Source organism: Pandoraea iniqua (assembly GCF_902459685.1).
GTDB lineage: Bacteria > Pseudomonadota > Gammaproteobacteria > Burkholderiales > Burkholderiaceae > Pandoraea > Pandoraea iniqua.
In genome coordinates this window covers 1,030,554-1,050,476 of sequence record NZ_CABPSF010000002.1, presented here as the reverse complement: position 1 = coordinate 1,050,476, position 19,923 = coordinate 1,030,554, and the positions used below count along the sequence as shown (strand labels likewise).

The following is a 19,923-nucleotide window of genomic DNA, read 5'->3' as shown; positions in this document are numbered from 1 at the left end:
AGCAATAATCCTATGTCTTATATAAGACATAAGATAGAGTTGACATTCAGTGTGGCCACTCCTACACTGACGCGGGCTAACAGGGGCCTGCGCAGCCGCAACATGGCTATCTTATAAGAGAGTCCGGCGCTTCGCACGCGTCGATGGCAGCACACCCCGCAGCCCGCAAGCTTCCGTAGGTCAAGGAATTTTAGAAGCTTCATGTGACGCGGCGCTGTCAGCCTGGCAAAAAGCCACCCGGACGGCGAGCTTATCTTGAGCTTCGCAGGAATTTGTACACGTCTGGAGAGATTCTCATGGCAAAACCCGCAATGCGTGTCGCCGTCACCGGCGCCGCTGGTCAAATCGGCTACTCCCTGCTGTTCCGCATCGCCAATGGCGACATGCTCGGCAAGGATCAGCCCGTCATCCTGCAACTGCTCGACCTCCCGCAAGCTCAAGCCGCCGTCAAGGGCGTCGTGATGGAGCTCGAAGACTGCGCGTTCCCGCTGCTCGCCGGCGTGGTGGTGACCGACGACCCGAAGGTCGCGTTCAAGGATGCTGACGTCGCGCTGCTGGTCGGTGCCCGTCCGCGCTCGAAGGGCATGGAACGCAAGGACCTGCTCGAAGCCAACGGCGCCATCTTCACGGTGCAGGGCAAGGCCCTGGACGAAGTCGCCAAGCGCGACGTGAAGGTGCTCGTGGTCGGTAACCCGGCCAACACGAACGCCTACATCGCCATGAAGTCGGCCCCGAACCTGCCGAAGGAAAACTTCACCGCGATGCTGCGTCTGGACCACAACCGTGCCCTGTCGCAAATCGCCGCCAAGACCGGCAAGCCGGTCGCCAGCATCGAAAAGCTGGCCGTGTGGGGCAACCACTCGCCGACGATGTACGCCGACTACCGCTTCGCCACGATCGACGGCCAGAACGTGAAGGCCCTGATCAACGACGACGTGTGGAACAACGACGTGTTCCTGCCGACCGTCGGCAAACGCGGTGCAGCCATCATCGAAGCCCGTGGTCTGTCGTCGGCGGCTTCGGCTGCCAACGCTGCCATCGACCACATCCATGACTGGGTGCTCGGCACGAACGGCAAGTGGGTCACGATGGGTATCCCGTCGGACGGCTCGTACGGTATTCCGGAAGACGTCATCTACGGCGTGCCGGTCACCTGCGAAAACGGCAAGTACAAGCGTGTGGAAGGCCTCGAGATCGATGCCTACTCGCGCGAAAAGATGAACTTCACGCTCAAGGAACTCGAAGAAGAGCGTGCAGGCGTCGCACATCTGCTGGGCTAATCCCCTCGGAGACCTCGGCCCCCGGCGATGCCACAAGCATCGCGAGGGGCCGAAACAGCGCCGGCGGCTTACCCCCATGCCGGTGCTGCCCCCTCTGGTCAAGGGATTGTCTTGAACCGACAAGAAAAACCGCAGTCACAAAGTTTCGCGCGTCTGCACGCACCCTCGATTGGCGCATAAGATAGCGACTCTGAGAGCGAATTTTTGGCCAAGCGAATGCAAATCCTCAATGCCGCCGCAAGCCTGCCGCACCCAACCCCGGGCGCCGGCATGCCGATGACAGCAACGGATTCACCGGCTTTACCGGACGATTTATCGCCTTCCACGTCCGCCCTGCCTGCCCCGCGTTCGTTTCGCCAAACATCCTCTTCCCCACCTCTGTCCGCCGCGACCGGGCACCACGCAACAGCGATCCCCGCACTGCAACATAGTCATCAGCGACGCCGGTCCGTACCGCCGCCGCCCGCTGCGCTTGCCCGTCCGGAAATGAAAAAATTTGTATGGTGACGACGAACTACGCGAACTTCGTACGATAATCTGCGCTTTCGTTTTCTTACCGACTGGAGACTCACCATGAAGAAGCTTTGCCTGACCGCGCTGGTCGCCCTGTGTTCCGCTGCCATGGTGCCGGCTGCGTTTGCCGCCGATGCCTCCACCACGACGACCAAGAAGGCTGCGCCCAAGAAGAAGGCGCCGGCGAAGAAGAAAGCCGCCGTGGCGGCGGCCCCGGCACAACCGGACGAAGGCTCGGAGCTCTGGAGCTGCAAAGAGAACAACAAGCTGTACATCAAGGGCGACATGAAGCGCGACCAGATTCTGACGATGTTCTGGGAAGGCCGGAATTACCGGCTGCCGCGTCAGGCCACGACGACGGGCGCTGACCGCTTCTTCGACGCCGCCAGCGGTCTCGATCTGATCGTGATCCCGACCAAGGCAATGCTCTTCACGCACCGCGAAGGCGGCAGCCGTCTGGCCGACGAGTGCGTGACGCAAGCGATGTCCGAGCAGAACAAGCTGGCCCCGACGCAGTCGGTGGAACTGCTGAAGTAAGACGTCTCCCGCCATCAGAGACGCATGCAGCACCAGCCACTTTCCTGTCACACCGTAATCACGCTGTACCGGCGTGTCTGCGGGCACACTCCCCTGTGCCCGCACTACGCCGGCCCCCACTAAAAAGCATCAACACCGCTTCGTTTTTCTGTATCACTCAAGGAAAGATCATGGCCCACAACCTCCACAAAACGCTTAAAGAGTTCAAACTCGGCGGCGACAAGAAAGGCAAGTTCTACTCGCTGCCCCAACTGGGCAAAGCCCTGGGAGTGAATGTCGAACGCCTGCCGGTGTCGATCCGTATCGTGCTCGAGTCCGTGCTGCGCAATTGCGACGGCAAGAAAGTGACGGAAGAGCACGTCAAGCAGCTCGCCAACTGGAAGCCGAATGCCGATCGCACCGACGAAATCCCGTTCGTCGTGGCGCGCGTCGTGCTGCAAGACTTTACCGGCGTGCCGCTGCTGGCCGATCTGGCCGCCATGCGTAACGTCGCCGAGCGTCAGGGCAAGAACCCGAAGCGCATCGAGCCGCTGGTGCCGGTGGATCTGGTGGTCGATCACTCGGTGCAGATCGATCACTTCCGCGAGAAGAAAGCGCTCGACCTGAACATGAAACTGGAATTCCAGCGCAACAACGAGCGCTACCAGTTCATGAAGTGGGGCATGCAGGCGTTCGACACGTTCGGCGTCGTGCAACCGGGCTACGGCATCGTGCACCAGGTGAACCTGGAGTATCTGGCACGTGGCGTGCACAAGAAAGACAACGTGTTCTATCCGGATACCCTGGTCGGTACCGATAGCCACACGACCATGATCAACGGCATTGGCGTGGTGGGCTGGGGCGTGGGCGGTATCGAAGCCGAAGCCGGCATGCTCGGCCAGCCGGTGTACTTCCTGACGCCGGACGTCGTCGGTGTGGAACTGACGGGCCGCCTGCGCGAAGGCGTGACGGCGACCGACCTGGTGCTCACGATCACTGAAATGCTGCGTCGCGAGAAGGTCGTCGGCAAGTTCGTCGAATTCTTCGGCGAAGGCACGGCCAGTCTGGCGCTGCCGGACCGCGCAACGATCGCCAACATGGCCCCGGAATACGGCGCCACGATGGGCTTCTTCCCGGTCGACGAAAAGACCATCGACTACTTCGAAGGCACGGGCCGCACGAAGGCCGAGATCGATGCGTTCGCGTCGTACTTCAAGGCCCAGAAGCTGTTCGGTATTCCGAAGTCGAACGAGATCGACTACACGAAGACGGTCAAGCTGGATCTGGGCTCGGTGGCCCCGTCGCTGGCTGGCCCGAAGCGTCCGCAAGACCGTATCGAAATCGGTCACGTGAAGTCGACGTTCGCCGATCTGTTCACGAAGCCGACCGCAGAAAACGGCTTCAACAAGACGACGGAACAACTCGAAACGACGTACCAGACGGCCAGCGGCATCGACGTGAAGAACGGCGATGTGCTGATCGCGGCCATCACGTCATGCACGAACACGTCGAACCCGAGCGTGCTGCTCGCCGCCGGCCTGCTGGCCAAGAAGGCGGTGGAAGCCGGCCTGAAGGTCGCCCCGCACATCAAGACGTCGCTCGCCCCGGGAAGCCGTGTGGTGACCGAGTACCTCGAAGCCGCCGGCCTGCTGCCGTACCTCGAGAAGCTGGGCTTCGGCGTGACGGCTTACGGCTGCACGACCTGTATCGGTAACGCCGGCGATCTGACGGCGGAACTGAACGAAACGATCACGAAGAACGACATGGTCGCCTCGGCCGTGCTGTCGGGCAACCGTAACTTCGAAGCGCGTATTCACCCGAACATCCGTGCCAACTTCCTGGCCTCGCCGCCGCTGGTCGTCGCTTACGCGATCGCCGGCAACGTGACGCGCGACCTGATGACCGAGCCGGTCGGCAAGGGCAAGGGCGGCAAGGAGATCTTCCTGGGCGACATCTGGCCGACCAGCGACGAAATCCACAAGCTGATGAAGTTCGCGATGAACGCGAAGGTGTTCAAGACGAACTACGACTCGGTGAAGACGCCGAGCCCGCTGTGGGCCAAGATCAAGGGTTCGAAGGGCGAGGTCTACAACTGGCCGACCTCGACGTACATCGCCGAACCGCCGTTCTTCGACGGTTTCGCCATGGACCCGAACACCGACATCAAGCCGGTGAGCGGTGCCCGCGCGCTGGGCGTGTTCGGTGACTCGGTCACGACGGACCACATCAGCCCGGCTGGGTCGATCAAGGAAACGTCGCCGGCCGGCAAGTGGCTGCTGGAGAACGGCGTGCTGAAGGCCGACTTCAACAGCTACGGTTCGCGCCGCGGTAACCACGAAGTGATGATGCGCGGCACGTTCGCCAACGTGCGTATCAAGAACCTGATGATTCCGGCCAAGGAAGACGGTTCGCGCGTTGAAGGCGGCCTGACGATTCACCAGCCGAGCGGCGAACAACTGTCGATTTACGACGCCGCGATGAAGTATGTCGGCGAAGGCACCCCGACGGTCGTGTTCGGCGGCGAAGAGTACGGCACGGGCTCGTCGCGTGACTGGGCAGCCAAGGGCACGCAACTGCTCGGCGTGAAGGCTGTGATCACGCGCTCGTTCGAACGTATCCACCGCTCGAATCTGGTCGGCATGGGCGTTCTGCCCCTGCAATTCAAGGGCTCGGACAGCGTGCAATCGCTCGGCATCACGGGCGAAGAGACGTACGATATCGAAGGTCTGACGGCCGATATCAAGCCGCAACAGGACGTCACGCTGGTGATCCATCGCAAGAACGGCGAAACGCAAAAGGTGCAAGTTCTGCTGCGTATCGACACGCCGATCGAAGTGGATTACTACAAGCACGGCGGTATCCTGCCGTTCGTGCTGCGTCAGTTGCTCGCAGCGGCTTAAGTGGCTGCATAAGCGACTACGGCAACCTGCAACACGTGGGCTGACGGGTGACGCTTCGGCGTTTCCCGTCTTCCGATGAAACCCGGCTTCGGCCGGGTTTTGTCGTTTACGGGCTCGGTGCACGCGCCCCTTGTCATGTCCGAAAATGACTAGCACCGCCCCCGCCTCGCGCGTAGAGTGACACCCATACTCTCGTACCCCGCTGGGGCACCTTCACCATGACGCTTGATCCCGAAGTCTGCTACAAAGCCGTCTCCGCCCGCGATCGCCGCTTCGACGGCTGGTTTTTTGTCGGCGTGTCCTCAACCGGCATTTACTGCCGTCCGGTGTGCAACGTGCGCACGCCGCGCTTCGAGAACTGTTCGTTCTACGGCAGCGCCGCCGGTGCGGAAAAAGCCGGCTTCCGGCCGTGCCTGAAGTGCCGCCCGGAACTCGCGCCCGGTGTCGCCCGCTTCGATGCCACCCGTGAACTGGCCGATGCGGCCGCCGCCATGATCGACGAAGGTTTCCTCAATCGTGCCGACCTGCCGGCCCTCGCCGCCCGCATCGGCATCACGGAACGCCACTTACGCCGCATCTTTGCCGACGAGTTCGGGGTCTCGCCGGTCGAATACGCGCAGACGCAGCGCCTGCTGCTCGCCAAGCGGCTGCTGACCGATACCGCACTCCCGGTGACGGAAGTGGCCCTCGCGTCCGGCTTCGGCAGCGTGAGGCGCTTTAACGGCCTGTTCAAGACGCGTTACGGCTTCGCGCCCGGGCGCCTGCGCCAGACCGCCCGTCACGCGGCGATACCCGAGGGCGACCTCGTCTTTCAGCTCGCCTACCGCCCGCCCTTCGCGTGGGACGCCCTGCTCGACTTTCTCGGCAACCGTGCCATCGAAGGCGTGGAACAAACCGATGGCAATACCTACACGCGCACGCTGCGCATCGAACGCGAAGACGGTCAGACACTCGTCGGCTGGTGTCAGATCACCCCGCTGCCCGATCGCCACGCCCTTCAGGTGACGTTGCCCCCGTCCCTCGCCGGGTGCGTGCCGCAAGTGCTCGGCAAGCTCCGCCATCTCTTCGATCTCGGCGCCCGCCCCGACATCATCGACGCGCATCTCGGCGCCCTCGCGCTTGCGACGCCCGGGCTTCGGGTGCCCGGTGCGGTCGATGGCTTCGAGATCGCAGTACGCGCCATCGTCGGCCAGCAGATCACCGTCAAAGGGGCACGGCGCCTGCTGGGACGGCTGGCGCCGCGCTTCGGCACGCCGCTGACCACGCCCGTCGACGGTTTGACGCACACGTTTCCGAGCGCCGCGCAAATGCTAGCGGTCCCCGTCGACTCGCTCGGCGAAGCCGGTATCATTCGGAGTCGTATCGCCGCAATTCACGGGGTCGCGCAGGCCATCGTCGATGGCGGGCTTCGTCTGGATCCGCTGGCGCCGCTCGAGGCCACGGTGAAGGCGCTGCTGGCCATCAAGGGCATCGGGCCTTGGACAGCGCAGTACATCGCGATGCGTGCCCTCGGCTCGCCCGACGCCATCCCGGTCGACGATCTGGTGCTGCGTCAGGCACTGGGTGTCCCCGACGGGCGAGCGGTCGCCGAACGCACGGCGCAGTGGGCGCCGTGGCGGGCTTACGCGGCGCTGCATGTCTGGCGTGCAGCGGCGCAAGGACCGGCAGGGCTGCCGGTCATCACATTGCAGGAGATTTGTGTATGACGCGCATGAACACCGTTAAAAGCCTCTACGAAGCCCTTTACGACAGCCCGCTCGGCGAGATGCTGCTGGTCTCGAACGGCGACGCCCTCACCGGGGTCTATTTCTCCCGCCAGAAGTACTGCCCGGACGACGACGCGCAGCGCCGCGACGGTGCCGACGTTGCCGTGCTGAACGACACCAAGCGCCAGCTCGACGAGTACTTTCACGAAGGACGTCACACGTTCACACTGCCGCTGGCGCCCGAAGGCACGCCGTTTCAGCAACAGGTCTGGGCGGAGTTATGCCGCATTCCCTTCGGTGAGACCCGCAGCTATGGCGATCTCGCCCACGCCCTCGGCGACGTGAACAAATCGCGCGCGGTGGGCGCTGCCAATGGCCGGAATCCGATAACGATCATCGTGCCGTGCCATCGGGTGATCGGCGCGGACGGCACGCTCACGGGCTACGCCAGTGGCGTGGAGCGCAAGCTCGCGCTGCTCTCGCTGGAAGGTGCCGCGCTGGCCGCGGTCGACACCGCCGCCGATGCGAAACGCAGCGCCGCCACGGCCCGCACGCGACTTTCCGCCCCGGCCAATCTCGCTTTCGACTTCTGACGACGGACGTCGGCGGGTGCGTCAGGCGCGCCCTCACCCGCCGAAGTTGTCACCGGCGGGTACCACCGGGTGCCCCGTATTCACGCGAATACCTTGCCTTGCGGGCAACCGTCCCCTCAATCGCGTTGCCGCATGCCGTACAATCGTGAGTTCATGTGTTTCTGCCTTGCACGACTATGCGCCCACGCACCGCCAAAAGACTGACCCCCGACGCTGAAAAGCTGGTCGGCCACGCGCTTGCGCTGGCTGCCTCAGGCAGCCGTATCGAAGACCGTTTTTGGGAAGCCCAGCTCGACACGCTGCTCACGCGCGTGCTGCGCACCGGCAACCAACCCGCCATCGACGCCGCACTCGACCACCTGCAAGCCAATCACAGCGAGGCCTATGGTGCCCTCGCCGACCTGATCGAATCGCAAAGCGAATCGGCCGAACCGGAAGCCGATGGCAAGGATTGGGACGGCCTGCTGATCGCCATCCCGATTCTCGCGTGGACGCGTTACGCGATTCCGTCGGGCCCGGTCAAGGACGACGCCCTGATGCCGATTCGCGCGCATCTGCACGCCCACGTGCTGGCCGACGCGGCGCGCGTGTCGATCTCGCCCTATCTCTACAGCATCGACCAACTGCCGCGCACGCACTGCGAGTCGTGGAAGGTCACGCAGCAACTCGTGCGTGCCGCCGTCGACAACGCGGAAGTGAAGCATCCGGGCAACGACCTGCCGGAGACCGCCCCGATTCTCGCCGACCCGCGTTTCCTGCTCGCCGCCGTCGTGGTGGCCAAGGGCGCGCCGATGTTCCGCTGGCAGGAAGAGGACGCCCGCCATGCCGAACGCGGTCAATGTCAGGAAGCGTGGACCGCACAAGGCGGCCCGAATCTGAACGCGCTGCTGCCGGGCTGCGAGATCGAATGCCTGCTGCCGGACGCGTACTACGCCAGTTGCCGCGAAGCCGACGAACGCATTCGTCCGCACACCATTCGCACGGCCCTGCGCTATCTCGAAGACGTGCTCACGCTCACGCCGACCGAGTTGCGTGCCGTGGTTGCGGGCTTCGGTGAACAGAACATCGACGAGTACCGCATTGGCTTCACGCAACGCGGCAGCAACGACGTGATTTATGGCGTCGTGTGGCCGTTGTACGGCCGCGAAAACGGCGAGGTCGAAGGCGGCACGCTCGACGAAGTGACCGACCTGCTGAAAGCCTGCGGCGTGACGGAGATTCGCAAGCATCCGGGACGCTTCGACCCCGAGTATTGCGACGATTGCGGCGTGCCGCTGTATCCGGACCCGGTCGGCGAAGTCGTTCACGCCGAAATGCCGGAAGACGCCGAACCGAGCCGCCCGCACTTCCACTAAAGCCGACGTGCACCGCGCGCGCACCACGCCAGTGGCAAAACAAAGGCCATGCGCTCATCGCGCATGGCCTTTGTCATTGCGGCGGCCCACTCATGCGGCCGCTGTGTTCGTAACGTCTCACTGCCCTGTCGGTGACGCACCCGGCAACGTCGCCACGCAGCGATGCAACGCATGCCCGGATGCCAGATATTTGCGTTCGAACGGGGTGACGGGTGTCTCGGGATTCCACACTTCCACCGCAGGCTTCACGCCCGAGAGCCACTCGACGGCCAGCGCAAACTCTTCGACGTACACATCCCAGTTGCTGCGGCACTCCAGCACACCGCCGAGTGCGACGATCGCCGGAAACACCGCATGGCCCTGCCAGCGACGCGCGAGCTGTCCGATCTTCGGCCACGGGTTGGGATACAGGATGTAATGACGCGCCGGCCGAATATCGGCGGCCAGCAACTGACGCCAGAAGTCGACGAGATCGGCGCGCACCCACACGAAATTCTCGGGCCAGACATCGCCCCACCAATCTTTGCCGCGCACGATGCGGCTCTCCGACTGATCGATACCGATGACGAAGTGATCGGGAAATTGTGTCGCGAGGTGCAGCGTACTCTCTCCCACCCCACAGCCCGCATCGATGATGAGCGGCGGCGAACCTGCCGAGCGCCAGACGGCAATCGCCTTGTCGAAGGCGGCTGCGCTATAGGCCGCGAGCGGCTTGCGAAAGGTGGCGTCACGGTGTCGCGCGACCAACTCGGCGAGCTTGTCATGCGGGCCGGGCTGCGCGCTGGCGACGGTGCGGGAATTAGCAAACATGCGGCGAAGAGCAGAAAGAAAACGGGCGGAAAGCAGGGGCGTGGAACGAAACGAGCCCAGAAGCGAGCCCAAAAACGAGCCCAGAAACGAGCCCAGAAACGATCATGGGACAACGATGTCCCTTCACAGCGTCAAATGCGAAATACACGCGGAAAAACCGCCGGTATTCAAGCGATTGCGCGGCGTACATCGATGCCACAATCGCGGTCCTTTGCGAAAAACCATCGCCGGCATTTGTCGGCATGACCGCAGCACTCACGCAGCATTGGCAGCGCGTGCAATCGCGCGAAACACGCACAAGATGGCGAGCATTGTAGCGCGCCGTAACTTTCAAACGTCGGCAAAACACGCGGGCGCGCCCCGGCTGAAGGGCGTCGGCGACTTTTTTTCGGTTAAGATTGAACTCGCTTTCGCCGTTGTCTTTCAAATAGCGGCTAAGCCCTTTCACGAGCGTCGCGCGTGCAGAACTCACTGAATGAGTCATCGCGCAGTCGCATTGCTCCGCAGCGTTGTGCGTCCATGTGCCGGTGAGTGGCATGTCGTCAGGTTCCGCCCAAACGCCCCCGAGAATACATCTAGCAATGTCGAATCGATTTCTTCAACGCGCCGCAGGCGTGGTCATGCGAGCCGTGCGCCAAGTCGCCGGTCTCGCAGCCATCGCTGCGCCGCTGTGTCTGTCGGCCCTGCCGGCACCGGCACAAGCCTTTACGCTCGAACAGCATCGCGCGCTGGTCGAGCAATTCGTCAACACCCGTCATGCCGACCCGCTGGTGGCCGATTGCGCCGCCCATGCGAGTTTTGTCGTCGCGACGTTGCCCGGTTACGAGAGTGTCGACTATGGCGACACGGCACTCGATCCCGAGCATGCGAAAGTCGAGCCGTGGAACGGCCCGTTCGACGATCGCAAGCAACGCGTGGATGTGACGCAGATGGTGCAGCTCGATGGCGTGGGCAAGCGCACGAACGGGCAGACGGACAACATCCACATCCGTTGCGGTTACGCCGATGGCCGCATGATGGGCTTCGACTACACGTCGCCGCTGCCGCAGGTCGAACAACCGGTCAAACGCGCCGCCCGCAATACGCGCGGCACGCGAGGCAATGCGGCACACGCCACCGGCAAGTCGAGCGGCAAGAAGAGTACCGCGACGAAGTCGTCGGGCACCAAATCGACGGCGAAGTCGACGGCAAAGCCGAGCACCGCCAAGAAGAGCACGACGACGGCCAAGAAGAAGACGAACTGATGGCAACCGGTGCCGTCACGCCATACGGTGTGACGGCACCGTCGTCAGATCAGACCGTCCGGGCCTTGTCGGCCTGCATCTGCGACTCGATAGCCGCAAGCATCGACGCGCCCAGTGCCGCGCTGCGCGCGCCGCTCCAGCCCACGTTGGCATCGGGGCGGTTGGCGTTGTCCTTGAACGGCATCTCCAGCGTCAGCGACAGGCAGTCGAAACGGCGTGCGATCCACTTCGAAGCCAGCTTGAGCGACTCCGCCGCGTGCTTGCCCGGCGGATAGCCGAACTTGTCCTGAAAATCGAGACTCGCGGCCTTGAAGCGTTCGATGTACGCCCGCTCGCGGGCCAGCATCGCGTCGCTCGCGCCTTCCACGCCCTCGTTGCCGGCGACGAACACGTACGGCAGCGCTTCGTCGCCGTGAATGTCGAAGAACATGTCGCAGCCCGTCGCCTCGATCGCGGCGCGCACGTGATACACCTCCGGGCTGCGCGTCAGATCGGGTTCGAGCCATTCGCGATTCAGGTTCGCCCCGGCGGCATTGGTGCGCAGATTGCCGCGCGCCGACCCATCGGGATTCATGTTCGGCACGATATGGAAGACGGCCTCCGCCAGCAGCGCCTTAGCGAGCGGATCGCCCGCCCAGTCGCCTGCGCCCAGCAAACGGCGCATCAGCCCTTCCACGAACCACTCGGCCATCGTCTCGCCCGGATGCTGACGCGCGATGATCCAGATATGGCGCTTGCCGTCGCCGGGTTCGCCCACCGTCAGCAACGTCATGTCGCGGCCGTCGATGGTGGCCCCCAGCGAGCGCGAACGCACGAGCGGCGAGTTCTGCGCCGTGCCCAGCAACGCCAGATGGCGCTCCTCGGCGTACGGCTCGAAGTACGCCAGATAGACGCTGTCGTGTGCCGGCGTGAACGACACGGTCATCGCCCGGCCGTCATACGTGGTCGGCACGCGAAACCACGTCACGCGGTCATACGACGCCACCGCGCGATAGTCCTGCCAGCCGCGCGGATACGACGTTTCGCTCGCGTTGTCGAAGACGATCCGGCACGGCGTACCCGCCACCCCTTGCACGCGAAAATGAAACCACTGCGAGAACTCGGCCGCGTTGTCCTGCGGAATGCGCACGTGAATGTCGTCGGCGCGTTCGGCGCTCACCACGTGGATGGCACCGCTATCGAACGTGCTGCTGATGAATACGGTCATGACTCGCCTCGCTGGCTGCAATGAAAAACCCCGGGACGCGGCCCGGGGCTAAAGGTAAGTGCGGGTCAGGCCACGCGACGGCGGAACACCCACAGCGCGTCGTTCGACACGCTGTCGTCGAAGGCATAACCCTCGCTGTCGAAGGCCTTGAGTTGCTGCACATCGGTCACGCCTTGCTCGATGGCATAACGCGCCATCAAACCGCGAGCCCGCTTGGCGTAGAAACTGATGATCTTGTACTTGCCGCCCTTCCAGTCTTCGAACACCGGCGTGATGACCGGCGCGGCGACCAGCCGGCGCTTGATCACGCGGAAGTACTCTTCCGAAGCCAGATTGACCAGCACGCGGCGCGTTTCAGGGTGCTCGACGAGCGAGGTGTTGATCGTGTCCGTCACGCGCTCGCCCCAGAAGGCATACAGATCGCGGCCGCGCTTGTTGGCAAAGCGCGTGCCCATCTCGAGCCGGTACGGTTGCAGCAGATCGAGCGGGCGCAGCACACCGTACAGCCCCGAGAGAATGCGCAGATGGCGTTGTGCAAATTCGAGTTGCGGTGCGCTCAACGTGCGGGCGGACAGCCCTTCGTAGACGTCGCCGTTAAAGGCGAGCACGGCCTGCTTGGCATTCGAGGTATCGAAACGGGGCGTCCAGTCGGCGTAGCGCGTGGCGTTCAGCGCGGCGAGCTGGTCGGAGATGCTCATCAACGAGCCGACCTGTGCCGGGCTCAGGGCGCGCAGGCCTTCGATCAGTTCGGCGGCCTCGTCGACGAATTGCGGCACGGTGTGCGTGCTCACGTGCGGGGGTGTTTCGTAGTCGAGCGATTTGGCCGGCGAGAGAACAATTATCATAGAGGGTGCAGCGTTCCTGCGAAAACGAAAACCGTCATTCTATCCAATGCTTCAAAACGCTGTTGCCTCGCCCGCCGAACGGGCCTTCGCCGAACATCTCGATACGCTCGCTACGCCGCCACGCGTGGTGTTCGACACCAATGTCTGGATCGACCTGCTCGTTTTCGACGATCCGGTGGCGCGCCCCGTGCGCGACGCCCTCCTCGATCACAAGCTGACCGCCCTCATGGCACAACGCTGCCGCGATGAGCTGGCCGTCGTGCTCACTTATCCGCAATTCGTCTCGCGCGCCGTGGATAACGACGCCGCGCTGGCGTGGGTCGACAGCCACACGCAACGCATCGTCGTGCCCGAGGACGCGCCGGTGCCCGCCCAATTGCCGCTGTGCCGCGACCGCGACGACCAGAAGTTTCTCGAAGCCGCCCGCGACGGTCAGGCGCACTGGCTGGTGAGCAAGGACAAAGCCGTGCTGAAACTGCGCAGCCGCGTGGCCCGCCAGTTCGGCTTCCGGATCGTGACGGCCAGCGCGTTCGTCTCGCTGCTCATGGCCGGGCGTTGATTCCGCCTGAACCTCCCACCACCGGCACGCGGCGCGTGTCGGCGGTAAAATGAGCGCCATCGTCCAACCCGACCCGCATTTCGCCCTGCCTCAATGAACGCGCCCCACACCGCTTCTGCTGCCCCGGCCCCGCTGGCCGCACCGGCCCTCGTCTCCCGTCTGCCGAACGTCGGCACCACCATCTTCACCGTGATGTCGGCACTGGCTGCCGAGAAGCAGGCGGTGAACCTCGGTCAGGGCTTCCCCGATTTCGAGTGCGATCCGAAGATCGTCGACGCGGTCTCGCGCGCCATGCGCGACGGTCACAACCAGTACCCGCCGATGGCCGGTGTGCCCGCGCTGCGTCAGGCCATCGCCGTGAAGATTGGCCAGTTGTACGGCCAGCATTACGACTGGAATACCGAGATCACCGTGACGGCGGGCGCCACGCAGGCACTGCTCACGACGATTCTGGCGACGGTGCATCCCGGCGATGAAGTCATTGTGTTCGAGCCGACGTACGACAGCTATGTGCCGTCCATCGAACTGGCGGGCGGCAAGCCGGTGTTCATTACGCTCGAAGCGCCCGAATTCCGCATCCCGTTCGACAAGCTCGCCGCCGCCATCACGCCGCGCACGCGCCTGATCCTGTTCAACACGCCGCACAACCCGAGCGGCACGGTGTGGCATGAACAAGATCTGGTGAAGCTCGCCGAGATCGTGGCCGGCACCGACGTGCTGCTGCTCTCGGACGAGGTCTATGAACACATGGTGTACGACGGCAAGCGCCACGAGAGCGTGGCACGGCATCCGGAACTGGCCCGCCGCAGCTTCATCGTGTCGAGCTTCGGCAAGACGTACCACGTCACGGGCTGGAAGGTCGGCTTCGTCGCCGCGCCCGCGCCGCTCATGGCCGAATTCCGCAAGGTGCACCAGTTCAACGTGTTCACGGTGAACACGCCCATGCAGGTCGGCCTTGCCGACTACATGCGCGATCCGTCGCCGTACCTCGAACTCGCGGGCTTCTATCAGAAGAAGCGCGATCTGTTCCGCGACGGCCTCGCCAACACGCGCTTCAAGCTGCTGCCGTGCGAAGGGACGTACTTCCAGTGCGTGGACTACAGCGCGATCAGCGACATGAGCGAAGCCGACTTCGCGCTGTGGCTTACGGGCGAAATCGGCGTCGCTGCCATTCCTGTCTCGGCGTTCTATCACGCGCCGCATGAGTCGGGCGTGGTGCGCTTCTGCTTCGCCAAACGCGACGACACGCTACGTGAAGCGCTCGCACGTCTGGCGAAGATCTGAGCCCGCTGAGCCCGGGCGGTCTTGCACCGCCCCACCGACTTACGCTTCCGACTTCTTGGCTTGCTGCGCCTGCTGATAGGCCTTCATCTCAGCGCGCGTGCGCTGGAACGATTCACGCTCGGCGAGCACTTTGCCGTAGGCCTTCCAGTCCACACCCGCAGCTTGCAGGAAGTCTTCACCGAACACCGCCTGCGTCGCCATGCCGATGATCGGCAGGTGAATACCGGCGGCGACGTCGGCCATCGTGAACTGCTCGCCGGCGACGTACGGCGCAAACTTCGCAAGCCGCTTGAACGCGACGATATTGCGGCGGAGCAGCTTCTCGGTGCGTGTGCGCGTGCCTTCCGACGCGGTACCTCCAAAGAACGCCTGCCCGTAGACCTCACGCGCCACCAACTCGAGATGCAGCTCAAGCATCGTGATCAGCTCGCGCTCCTTGGCTTGCTGCCAAACATCCTTGGAAAACAGCGCGGGCGTGGGGTGCGTGACTTCGAGGTAATCGCAGATCACCTGCGACTCGGCGAGATAGCCGCGCTCGGTTTGCAGATACGGCACCTTGCCCAGCGGTGAGCATTGCAGCAACGGCTCGTCCTGACTCGGGATGGATTCTGACTCCTCGAAGGCCACTCCCTTCTCGTACAGCACGACCTTGACCTTGTTGTAGTAATTGCTGATCGGAAATCCGTACAACTTCAACATGATGTCTCCCATGGTGTTTTCTCCGTAGGGCAGTGTAAGGCCTGCCCCGGGCGTTGACGACGAATTCGCGGCCGCGATCACTGGAAGAACGTCTCGAAAATCGCGGCGATGGCGTCAGGGTGCCTGTTCCGGAAAGACCCGCTCGCGCATGAAGTCGATGAACACACGCAGCTTCGCGGGCACCTGCCCGCCCGACGGCCACATGATGTGAAACGGGATGCCGGTCTCCGTGCAGTGCGGCAGCACCTGTACCAACTGGCCGGTGCGCAGATAGCCGCGAATCGAGAAATCCGGCAAATACGCGATCCCCACGCCTTGCAACGCAAAAGCGATGCGCGCTTCGAGGTTGTTGCACACGACGGACGTCGATAACGGGAAGCCTGCTGCCTCGCCACGCTCACCATCCGCCTCCGCCTTGCGGTCCTCGCCGAGCGGCCAGACCTGAAGCTTGCCCGTATTCGGGTAGCGAAACTGAATGCACGCGTGCTGCGCGAGATCGCCGGCCGTGCGCGGTGTGCCGCGTCGTGCGAGATAGTCCGGCGCACCCACCAGCAGCATATTCAGGGCACCGAAGCGTCGCGCCGTCAGCCGTGAATCCGGGGCGTCGCCACTGCGAATCACCGCGTCGAAGCCTTCTTCGATGATGTCGACGCGGCGATCGGTGAATTCGAGTTCGAGATCGACGTCGGGATACGCCAGCTTGAACTGCCCCATTACGCTCAGAAACGGCTCGCCCACTAGCGGCACACTCAGCCGCAGCCGGCCACGCGGATTCAGATTGACCTGCGACAACTCGGCCTGCGCGGCTTCGAGTTCGGCCAGAATGCGCCGCCCCCGCGCGAGAAACATCCCGCCTTCTGCCGTCAGCGTCAGGCTGCGCGTGCTGCGATGGAACAACCGCACGCCAAGCTGATCCTCCAGCGCACTGACCCGCTTGCCGACCGCCGACGCCGAAATGCCCAGCAGCCGCCCGGCCGCCACAAAGCTGCCCGTCTCGGCCACCTGCACGAACACATTCACCGCAGTGCTTTCCATCCAATCCCTCGTGCCACCGGTATCTACTTTTTCTCGAATTACGGAGCATTTACTCCGTATAGACACGCACTCTACCCCACTTACTCTTTAATTCGGCCGTCCCTACGATCGAGGCTCTTCTCTTTCACGAATGCCAGACATTCGCAGGTGCCTCATGAATCGCACGTTCCAACGCTGGGAAATCCCGTCACTGGGCCTCGACAAGCTCGCTTTGCAAGACATCGCGATGCCCTCGCCCCTTCCGGGGGAAATCGTCATCGAAGTCGAAGCCGTCATGAACCTGCGCCCGAGCTTCATCGCCCCCACGGCAACGCCCCGCACCGGAGCACGCGCATGACGGCCCTCGTCAGATCGGCTGCGGCAATGCCCGCAATCATGCTTGGCCTGTTCGGCCTCTACACCCTCGAATTCGGCGTGGTCGGCATTCTGCCGATGATCGTCGACCGCTTCGGCATCACCGTCTCGCAAGCGGGCTGGCTGATGGCCGTGTTCGCCCTCGTGGTCGCCACGCTCGGCCCGGTGCTGGTGCTGATCTCCTCGCGTTACGACCGCAAGAAGGTACTGGTCGTCTCGCTATTCGGCTTCGCGGTATGCAGCGCGCTGGCGGCCTATGCGCCGAACTTCCCGAGCCTGATGGCGTTGCGTGTGGTGCCGGCCCTGCTGCATCCGGTCTTTCTGTCGGCCGCTTTCACGGCGGCCGCTTCCCTGTACCCGAAGGAACAGCGCGCCCATGCGCTGGCGTTGGCGTTCGTGGGCACCTCGATGGGGCTCGTGCTCGGCGTGCCCGCCACCACGTGGGTGGCCGATCACGTCTCGTATGAGGCCTCGTTCCTGTTCTGCACCGCGCTTACGGGGCTGTCCGGCGTGGGGCTGTGGGTGATGCTGCCGTCGCAGGGCAAGCCGGTGGCGATGAGCTTCGGCCATCAACTCTCGGTCCTGCGCAAACCGGCACTCTGGCTGACGATGGCAGCGACCGTGACGATCTTCACCGCCATGTTCTCCGTGTATAGCTACGCCGCCGAATACCTGAAACGCGAAACCGGCATGGACGCCACGACGATCAGCCTGATTCTCGTGATCTTCGGCGTCGGCGGCGTGCTCGGGAATTTGTTCGCCGGGCGCCTGCTGGCGAAGCATCTGGTGAAAACAACGCTCCTTCACCCGGTGGCGCTGGGCGCCGCGTATCTGGTGCTTTACTTCGGCGGCAGCGCCAACGTGCTCAGCATGTCGGTTATCGCCGTGCTGTGGGGCGCCGCGCACACGAGCGGGTTACTCGTCTCGCAGATGTGGCTGACGTCGGAAACCGCAGAGGCGCCCGAATTCGGCACCAGCCTGTTCGTCTCGGCGGCGAACGGCGGCGTGGTGCTGGGCTCGGCGCTCGGCGGCGTGTTCATCGATCATCTCGGCATCGCGGGCGTCATCGGCTGCGGCCTGATCTTCTGCGCGTTGTCAGTGGCGGTGATCGCGGCCAAGGCGTGGCGCTATCGCGAGACGCAACCCCGGGTCGGCCCGGTCAGCGCTGCCCATTGATGGCTTGACTGGCGCGCGCCCAACGGTCACAACCGCCCCACCGGCGGTCGACCGCTGGGCGGAACAAGCGCTGGCAGTCAACGCGAGATAGGCGACAATAGCGGCAACGCGATAAGGGCATCGGTTTGCATCGTCGGGCCATTCGGCAGGAAATTCATTTCCCGACCGACCGGTCGGACGATAGAATGACGAGCGATGTCCGTGCGACGGGTTTCCTCCCCCGGTGGGGTGCCCCACCGATCCGCCGCGCCCTGACAACAACACCTATCTCGAGACATTCCGAATGACTGCATCCTCCTCCCCGGACACGGTGAACGCGCTCGCCAAGTCCATCGACACGCTGGGTATCGTCGGTGCCGGCGCCATGGGCCGTGGCATCGCCCAGATCGCCGCGCAGGCCGGTTTGCGCGTCAAGCTGTACGACACCAACGCGAAGGCCGTACAGGCCGCGCTGGACACCCTGCGCGAGACGCTGGACAAGCTGGCGTCCAAGGGGAAGATCGACGCTGCCGCCGTCGACGCAACGATGGGCCGTTTGCAGGCCTGCGCCGCGCTGGAGGATCTGGCCGATTGCGACCTCGTCGTCGAAGCCATCATCGAGAAGCTGGACATCAAGCGCGACCTGTTCCGCGCGCTGGAAGGCATCGTGGCCGCCGACGCGATTCTGGCGTCCAACACGTCGTCGCTGTCGATCACCGCTATCGCCGCCGCGTGCGAGCGCCCCGAGCGCGTGGCCGGTTATCACTTCTTCAACCCGGTGCCGCTGATGAAGGTGGTCGAAGTCATCGACGGCCTGCGCACCGCCCCCGAAGTGGGCGATGCCCTGCTTGCACTGGGCCAGCGCATGGGCCACACGGCCGTGCGTTGCAAAGACATGCCGGGCTTCATCGTGAACCACGCGGGCCGGGGCATGAACACCGAAGGCCTGCGCGTGGCCAGCGAGGGCATCGCGAGCTTTGCCGACATCGACCGCATCCTGCGCGAGCAGGCGGGCTTCCGTCTCGGCACGTTCGAATTGCTCGACCTCACCGCGCTCGACGTCTCGCACCCGGTGATGGAATCGATCTATCACCAGTTCTACGAAGAGGCCCGCTTCCGTCCGTCGCCGATCACCGCCGTGCGCTTCGCCGGCGGCCTGCTCGGCCGCAAGGTCGGCGAAGGCTTCTATCGCTACGTCGACGGCAAGCAGCAAGTGCCGGCCGAAGCCCCGGCCCCGACGGCACTGCCCGCCAGCGTGTGGATCAGCCGCGCCGACACGCGCGGTTTCGCCGCTGTCGCGGAGTTGCTGGGCGCCACCGGCGTGACCATCGAAAGCGACGACAAGCCGTCGGACAACGCGCTGATCATCGTCACGCCGCTCGGTCTGGATGCAACGACCTGTGCCGTCGAGCAAGGGCTCGATGCCACGCGCACGGTCGCCGTCGATACGCTGCTGCCGCTGGCCGGCGCCAAGCGTCACACGCTGATGACCACGCCGGTGACCTCGCCCGAGGCGCGCGACGCCGCCCATGCGTTGTTCGCGCAAGGCGGCACGCCGGTGACCGTGATCCGCGACTCGGCGGGCTTTGTCGCCCAGCGCGTGATCGCAACCATCGTCAATATCGGTGCCGACATCGCCCAGCAACGCATCGCTGCGCCGGGCGACATCGACCGCGCAGTCACGCTCGGCCTCGGCTACGCCAAGGGACCGCTGGCCCTCGGCGACGCCGTCGGCGCACGTCAGTTGCTCACCGTGCTGCGCAACCTGCAATCGTTCTACGGCGACCCGCGTTATCGTCCGTCGCCGTGGCTCACGCGTCGCGCGCAGCTCGGCGTGTCGCTGCTCACCGAAGAACAGTGATCCGGAG

Annotated in this window: 18 protein-coding genes; 12 read left to right on the top strand and 6 right to left on the bottom strand. The window is 64.0% G+C overall.

Annotated features, from left to right (window positions below):
* The first annotated feature begins 296 nt into the window (after window positions 1-296).
* From PIN31009_RS10450 to PIN31009_RS10425, 6 genes are all read left to right on the top strand, one after another.
* On the top strand, window positions 297-1,280 hold the full coding sequence (locus PIN31009_RS10450) for a malate dehydrogenase (protein ID WP_058379332.1): 984 nt from the start codon (window positions 297-299) through the stop codon (window positions 1,278-1,280).
* A 573-nt stretch (window positions 1,281-1,853) separates the two neighbouring features.
* Window positions 1,854-2,330, top strand: coding sequence for a hypothetical protein (locus PIN31009_RS10445; protein WP_150684103.1), 477 nt, complete (start codon window positions 1,854-1,856; stop codon window positions 2,328-2,330).
* A 170-nt stretch (window positions 2,331-2,500) separates the two neighbouring features.
* Window positions 2,501-5,209, top strand: a complete 2,709-nt coding sequence (gene acnA, locus PIN31009_RS10440; protein ID WP_150684102.1) for an aconitate hydratase AcnA — start codon at window positions 2,501-2,503, stop codon at window positions 5,207-5,209.
* 218 nt (window positions 5,210-5,427) lie between these two features.
* Window positions 5,428-6,915 carry a DNA-3-methyladenine glycosylase 2 family protein gene (locus PIN31009_RS10435; RefSeq protein WP_150790156.1) on the top strand — a complete coding sequence of 496 codons (1,488 nt, stop codon included), beginning with the start codon at window positions 5,428-5,430 and terminating at the stop codon, window positions 6,913-6,915.
* Window positions 6,912-7,508: a methylated-DNA--[protein]-cysteine S-methyltransferase gene (locus PIN31009_RS10430; RefSeq protein WP_246185589.1), complete on the top strand. Its 597-nt coding sequence runs from the start codon at window positions 6,912-6,914 to the stop codon at window positions 7,506-7,508. Before PIN31009_RS10435 ends, PIN31009_RS10430 begins: the two co-directional genes overlap by 4 nt.
* A gap of 176 nt (window positions 7,509-7,684) precedes the next feature.
* On the top strand, window positions 7,685-8,863 hold the full coding sequence (locus PIN31009_RS10425) for a DUF2863 family protein (RefSeq protein ID WP_058379337.1): 1,179 nt from the start codon (window positions 7,685-7,687) through the stop codon (window positions 8,861-8,863).
* Between the two features lie 117 nt (window positions 8,864-8,980).
* On the opposite strand, the gene trmB is transcribed toward PIN31009_RS10425, so the two are convergent.
* Window positions 8,981-9,673, bottom strand: a complete 693-nt coding sequence (gene trmB / locus PIN31009_RS10420) for a tRNA (guanine(46)-N(7))-methyltransferase TrmB (RefSeq protein WP_150790155.1) — start codon at window positions 9,671-9,673, stop codon at window positions 8,981-8,983.
* The gene (locus PIN31009_RS10415) at window positions 9,663-10,211 is read right to left on the bottom strand and encodes a hypothetical protein (RefSeq protein ID WP_150790154.1); all 549 of its coding nucleotides are present in this window, start codon (window positions 10,209-10,211) and stop codon (window positions 9,663-9,665) included. The genes trmB and PIN31009_RS10415 overlap by 11 nt, the downstream gene beginning before the upstream one ends.
* A gap of 43 nt (window positions 10,212-10,254) precedes the next feature.
* Here PIN31009_RS10415 and PIN31009_RS10410 point away from each other — a divergent pair, with 43 nt between their 5' ends.
* The gene (locus tag PIN31009_RS10410; RefSeq protein ID WP_150790153.1) at window positions 10,255-10,917 is read left to right on the top strand and encodes a BspC domain-containing protein; all 663 of its coding nucleotides are present in this window, start codon (window positions 10,255-10,257) and stop codon (window positions 10,915-10,917) included.
* Window positions 10,918-10,966: 49 nt separating this feature from the next.
* Here the strand turns inward: PIN31009_RS10410 and PIN31009_RS10405 are convergent, their stop codons facing one another.
* Both PIN31009_RS10405 and yaaA read right to left on the bottom strand, forming a co-directional pair.
* Window positions 10,967-12,124, bottom strand: a complete 1,158-nt coding sequence (locus tag PIN31009_RS10405; protein ID WP_150790152.1) for a M14 family metallopeptidase — start codon at window positions 12,122-12,124, stop codon at window positions 10,967-10,969.
* A 65-nt stretch (window positions 12,125-12,189) separates the two neighbouring features.
* Complete coding sequence (gene yaaA / locus PIN31009_RS10400; RefSeq protein WP_150684097.1) at window positions 12,190-12,969, bottom strand: peroxide stress protein YaaA; 780 nt, start codon at window positions 12,967-12,969, stop codon at window positions 12,190-12,192.
* 46 nt (window positions 12,970-13,015) lie between these two features.
* On the opposite strand from yaaA, the gene PIN31009_RS10395 reads away from it, so the two are divergent.
* The gene (locus PIN31009_RS10395) at window positions 13,016-13,528 is read left to right on the top strand and encodes a putative toxin-antitoxin system toxin component, PIN family (protein WP_150790151.1); all 513 of its coding nucleotides are present in this window, start codon (window positions 13,016-13,018) and stop codon (window positions 13,526-13,528) included.
* 93 nt (window positions 13,529-13,621) lie between these two features.
* On the top strand, window positions 13,622-14,812 hold the full coding sequence (locus PIN31009_RS10390) for a pyridoxal phosphate-dependent aminotransferase (protein WP_150790150.1): 1,191 nt from the start codon (window positions 13,622-13,624) through the stop codon (window positions 14,810-14,812).
* A 39-nt stretch (window positions 14,813-14,851) separates the two neighbouring features.
* Here the strand turns inward: PIN31009_RS10390 and PIN31009_RS10385 are convergent, their stop codons facing one another.
* Window positions 14,852-15,511: a glutathione S-transferase family protein gene (locus tag PIN31009_RS10385; RefSeq protein ID WP_150684094.1), complete on the bottom strand. Its 660-nt coding sequence runs from the start codon at window positions 15,509-15,511 to the stop codon at window positions 14,852-14,854.
* A gap of 114 nt (window positions 15,512-15,625) precedes the next feature.
* A complete protein-coding gene (locus tag PIN31009_RS10380) occupies window positions 15,626-16,546 on the bottom strand; it encodes a LysR family transcriptional regulator (RefSeq protein WP_150790149.1) in 921 nt (306 codons plus the stop codon).
* 154 nt (window positions 16,547-16,700) lie between these two features.
* Between PIN31009_RS10380 and PIN31009_RS10375 the strand changes: the two genes are divergently transcribed.
* From PIN31009_RS10375 to PIN31009_RS10365, 3 genes are all read left to right on the top strand, one after another.
* A complete protein-coding gene (locus tag PIN31009_RS10375) occupies window positions 16,701-16,883 on the top strand; it encodes a hypothetical protein (RefSeq protein WP_150790148.1) in 183 nt (60 codons plus the stop codon).
* Window positions 16,880-18,076, top strand: coding sequence for an MFS transporter (locus PIN31009_RS10370; protein ID WP_217426778.1), 1,197 nt, complete (start codon window positions 16,880-16,882; stop codon window positions 18,074-18,076). Before PIN31009_RS10375 ends, PIN31009_RS10370 begins: the two co-directional genes overlap by 4 nt.
* A 283-nt stretch (window positions 18,077-18,359) precedes the next feature.
* Window positions 18,360-19,916, top strand: coding sequence for a 3-hydroxyacyl-CoA dehydrogenase (locus PIN31009_RS10365; RefSeq protein WP_150790147.1), 1,557 nt, complete (start codon window positions 18,360-18,362; stop codon window positions 19,914-19,916).
* Window positions 19,917-19,923 lie beyond the last annotated feature (7 nt).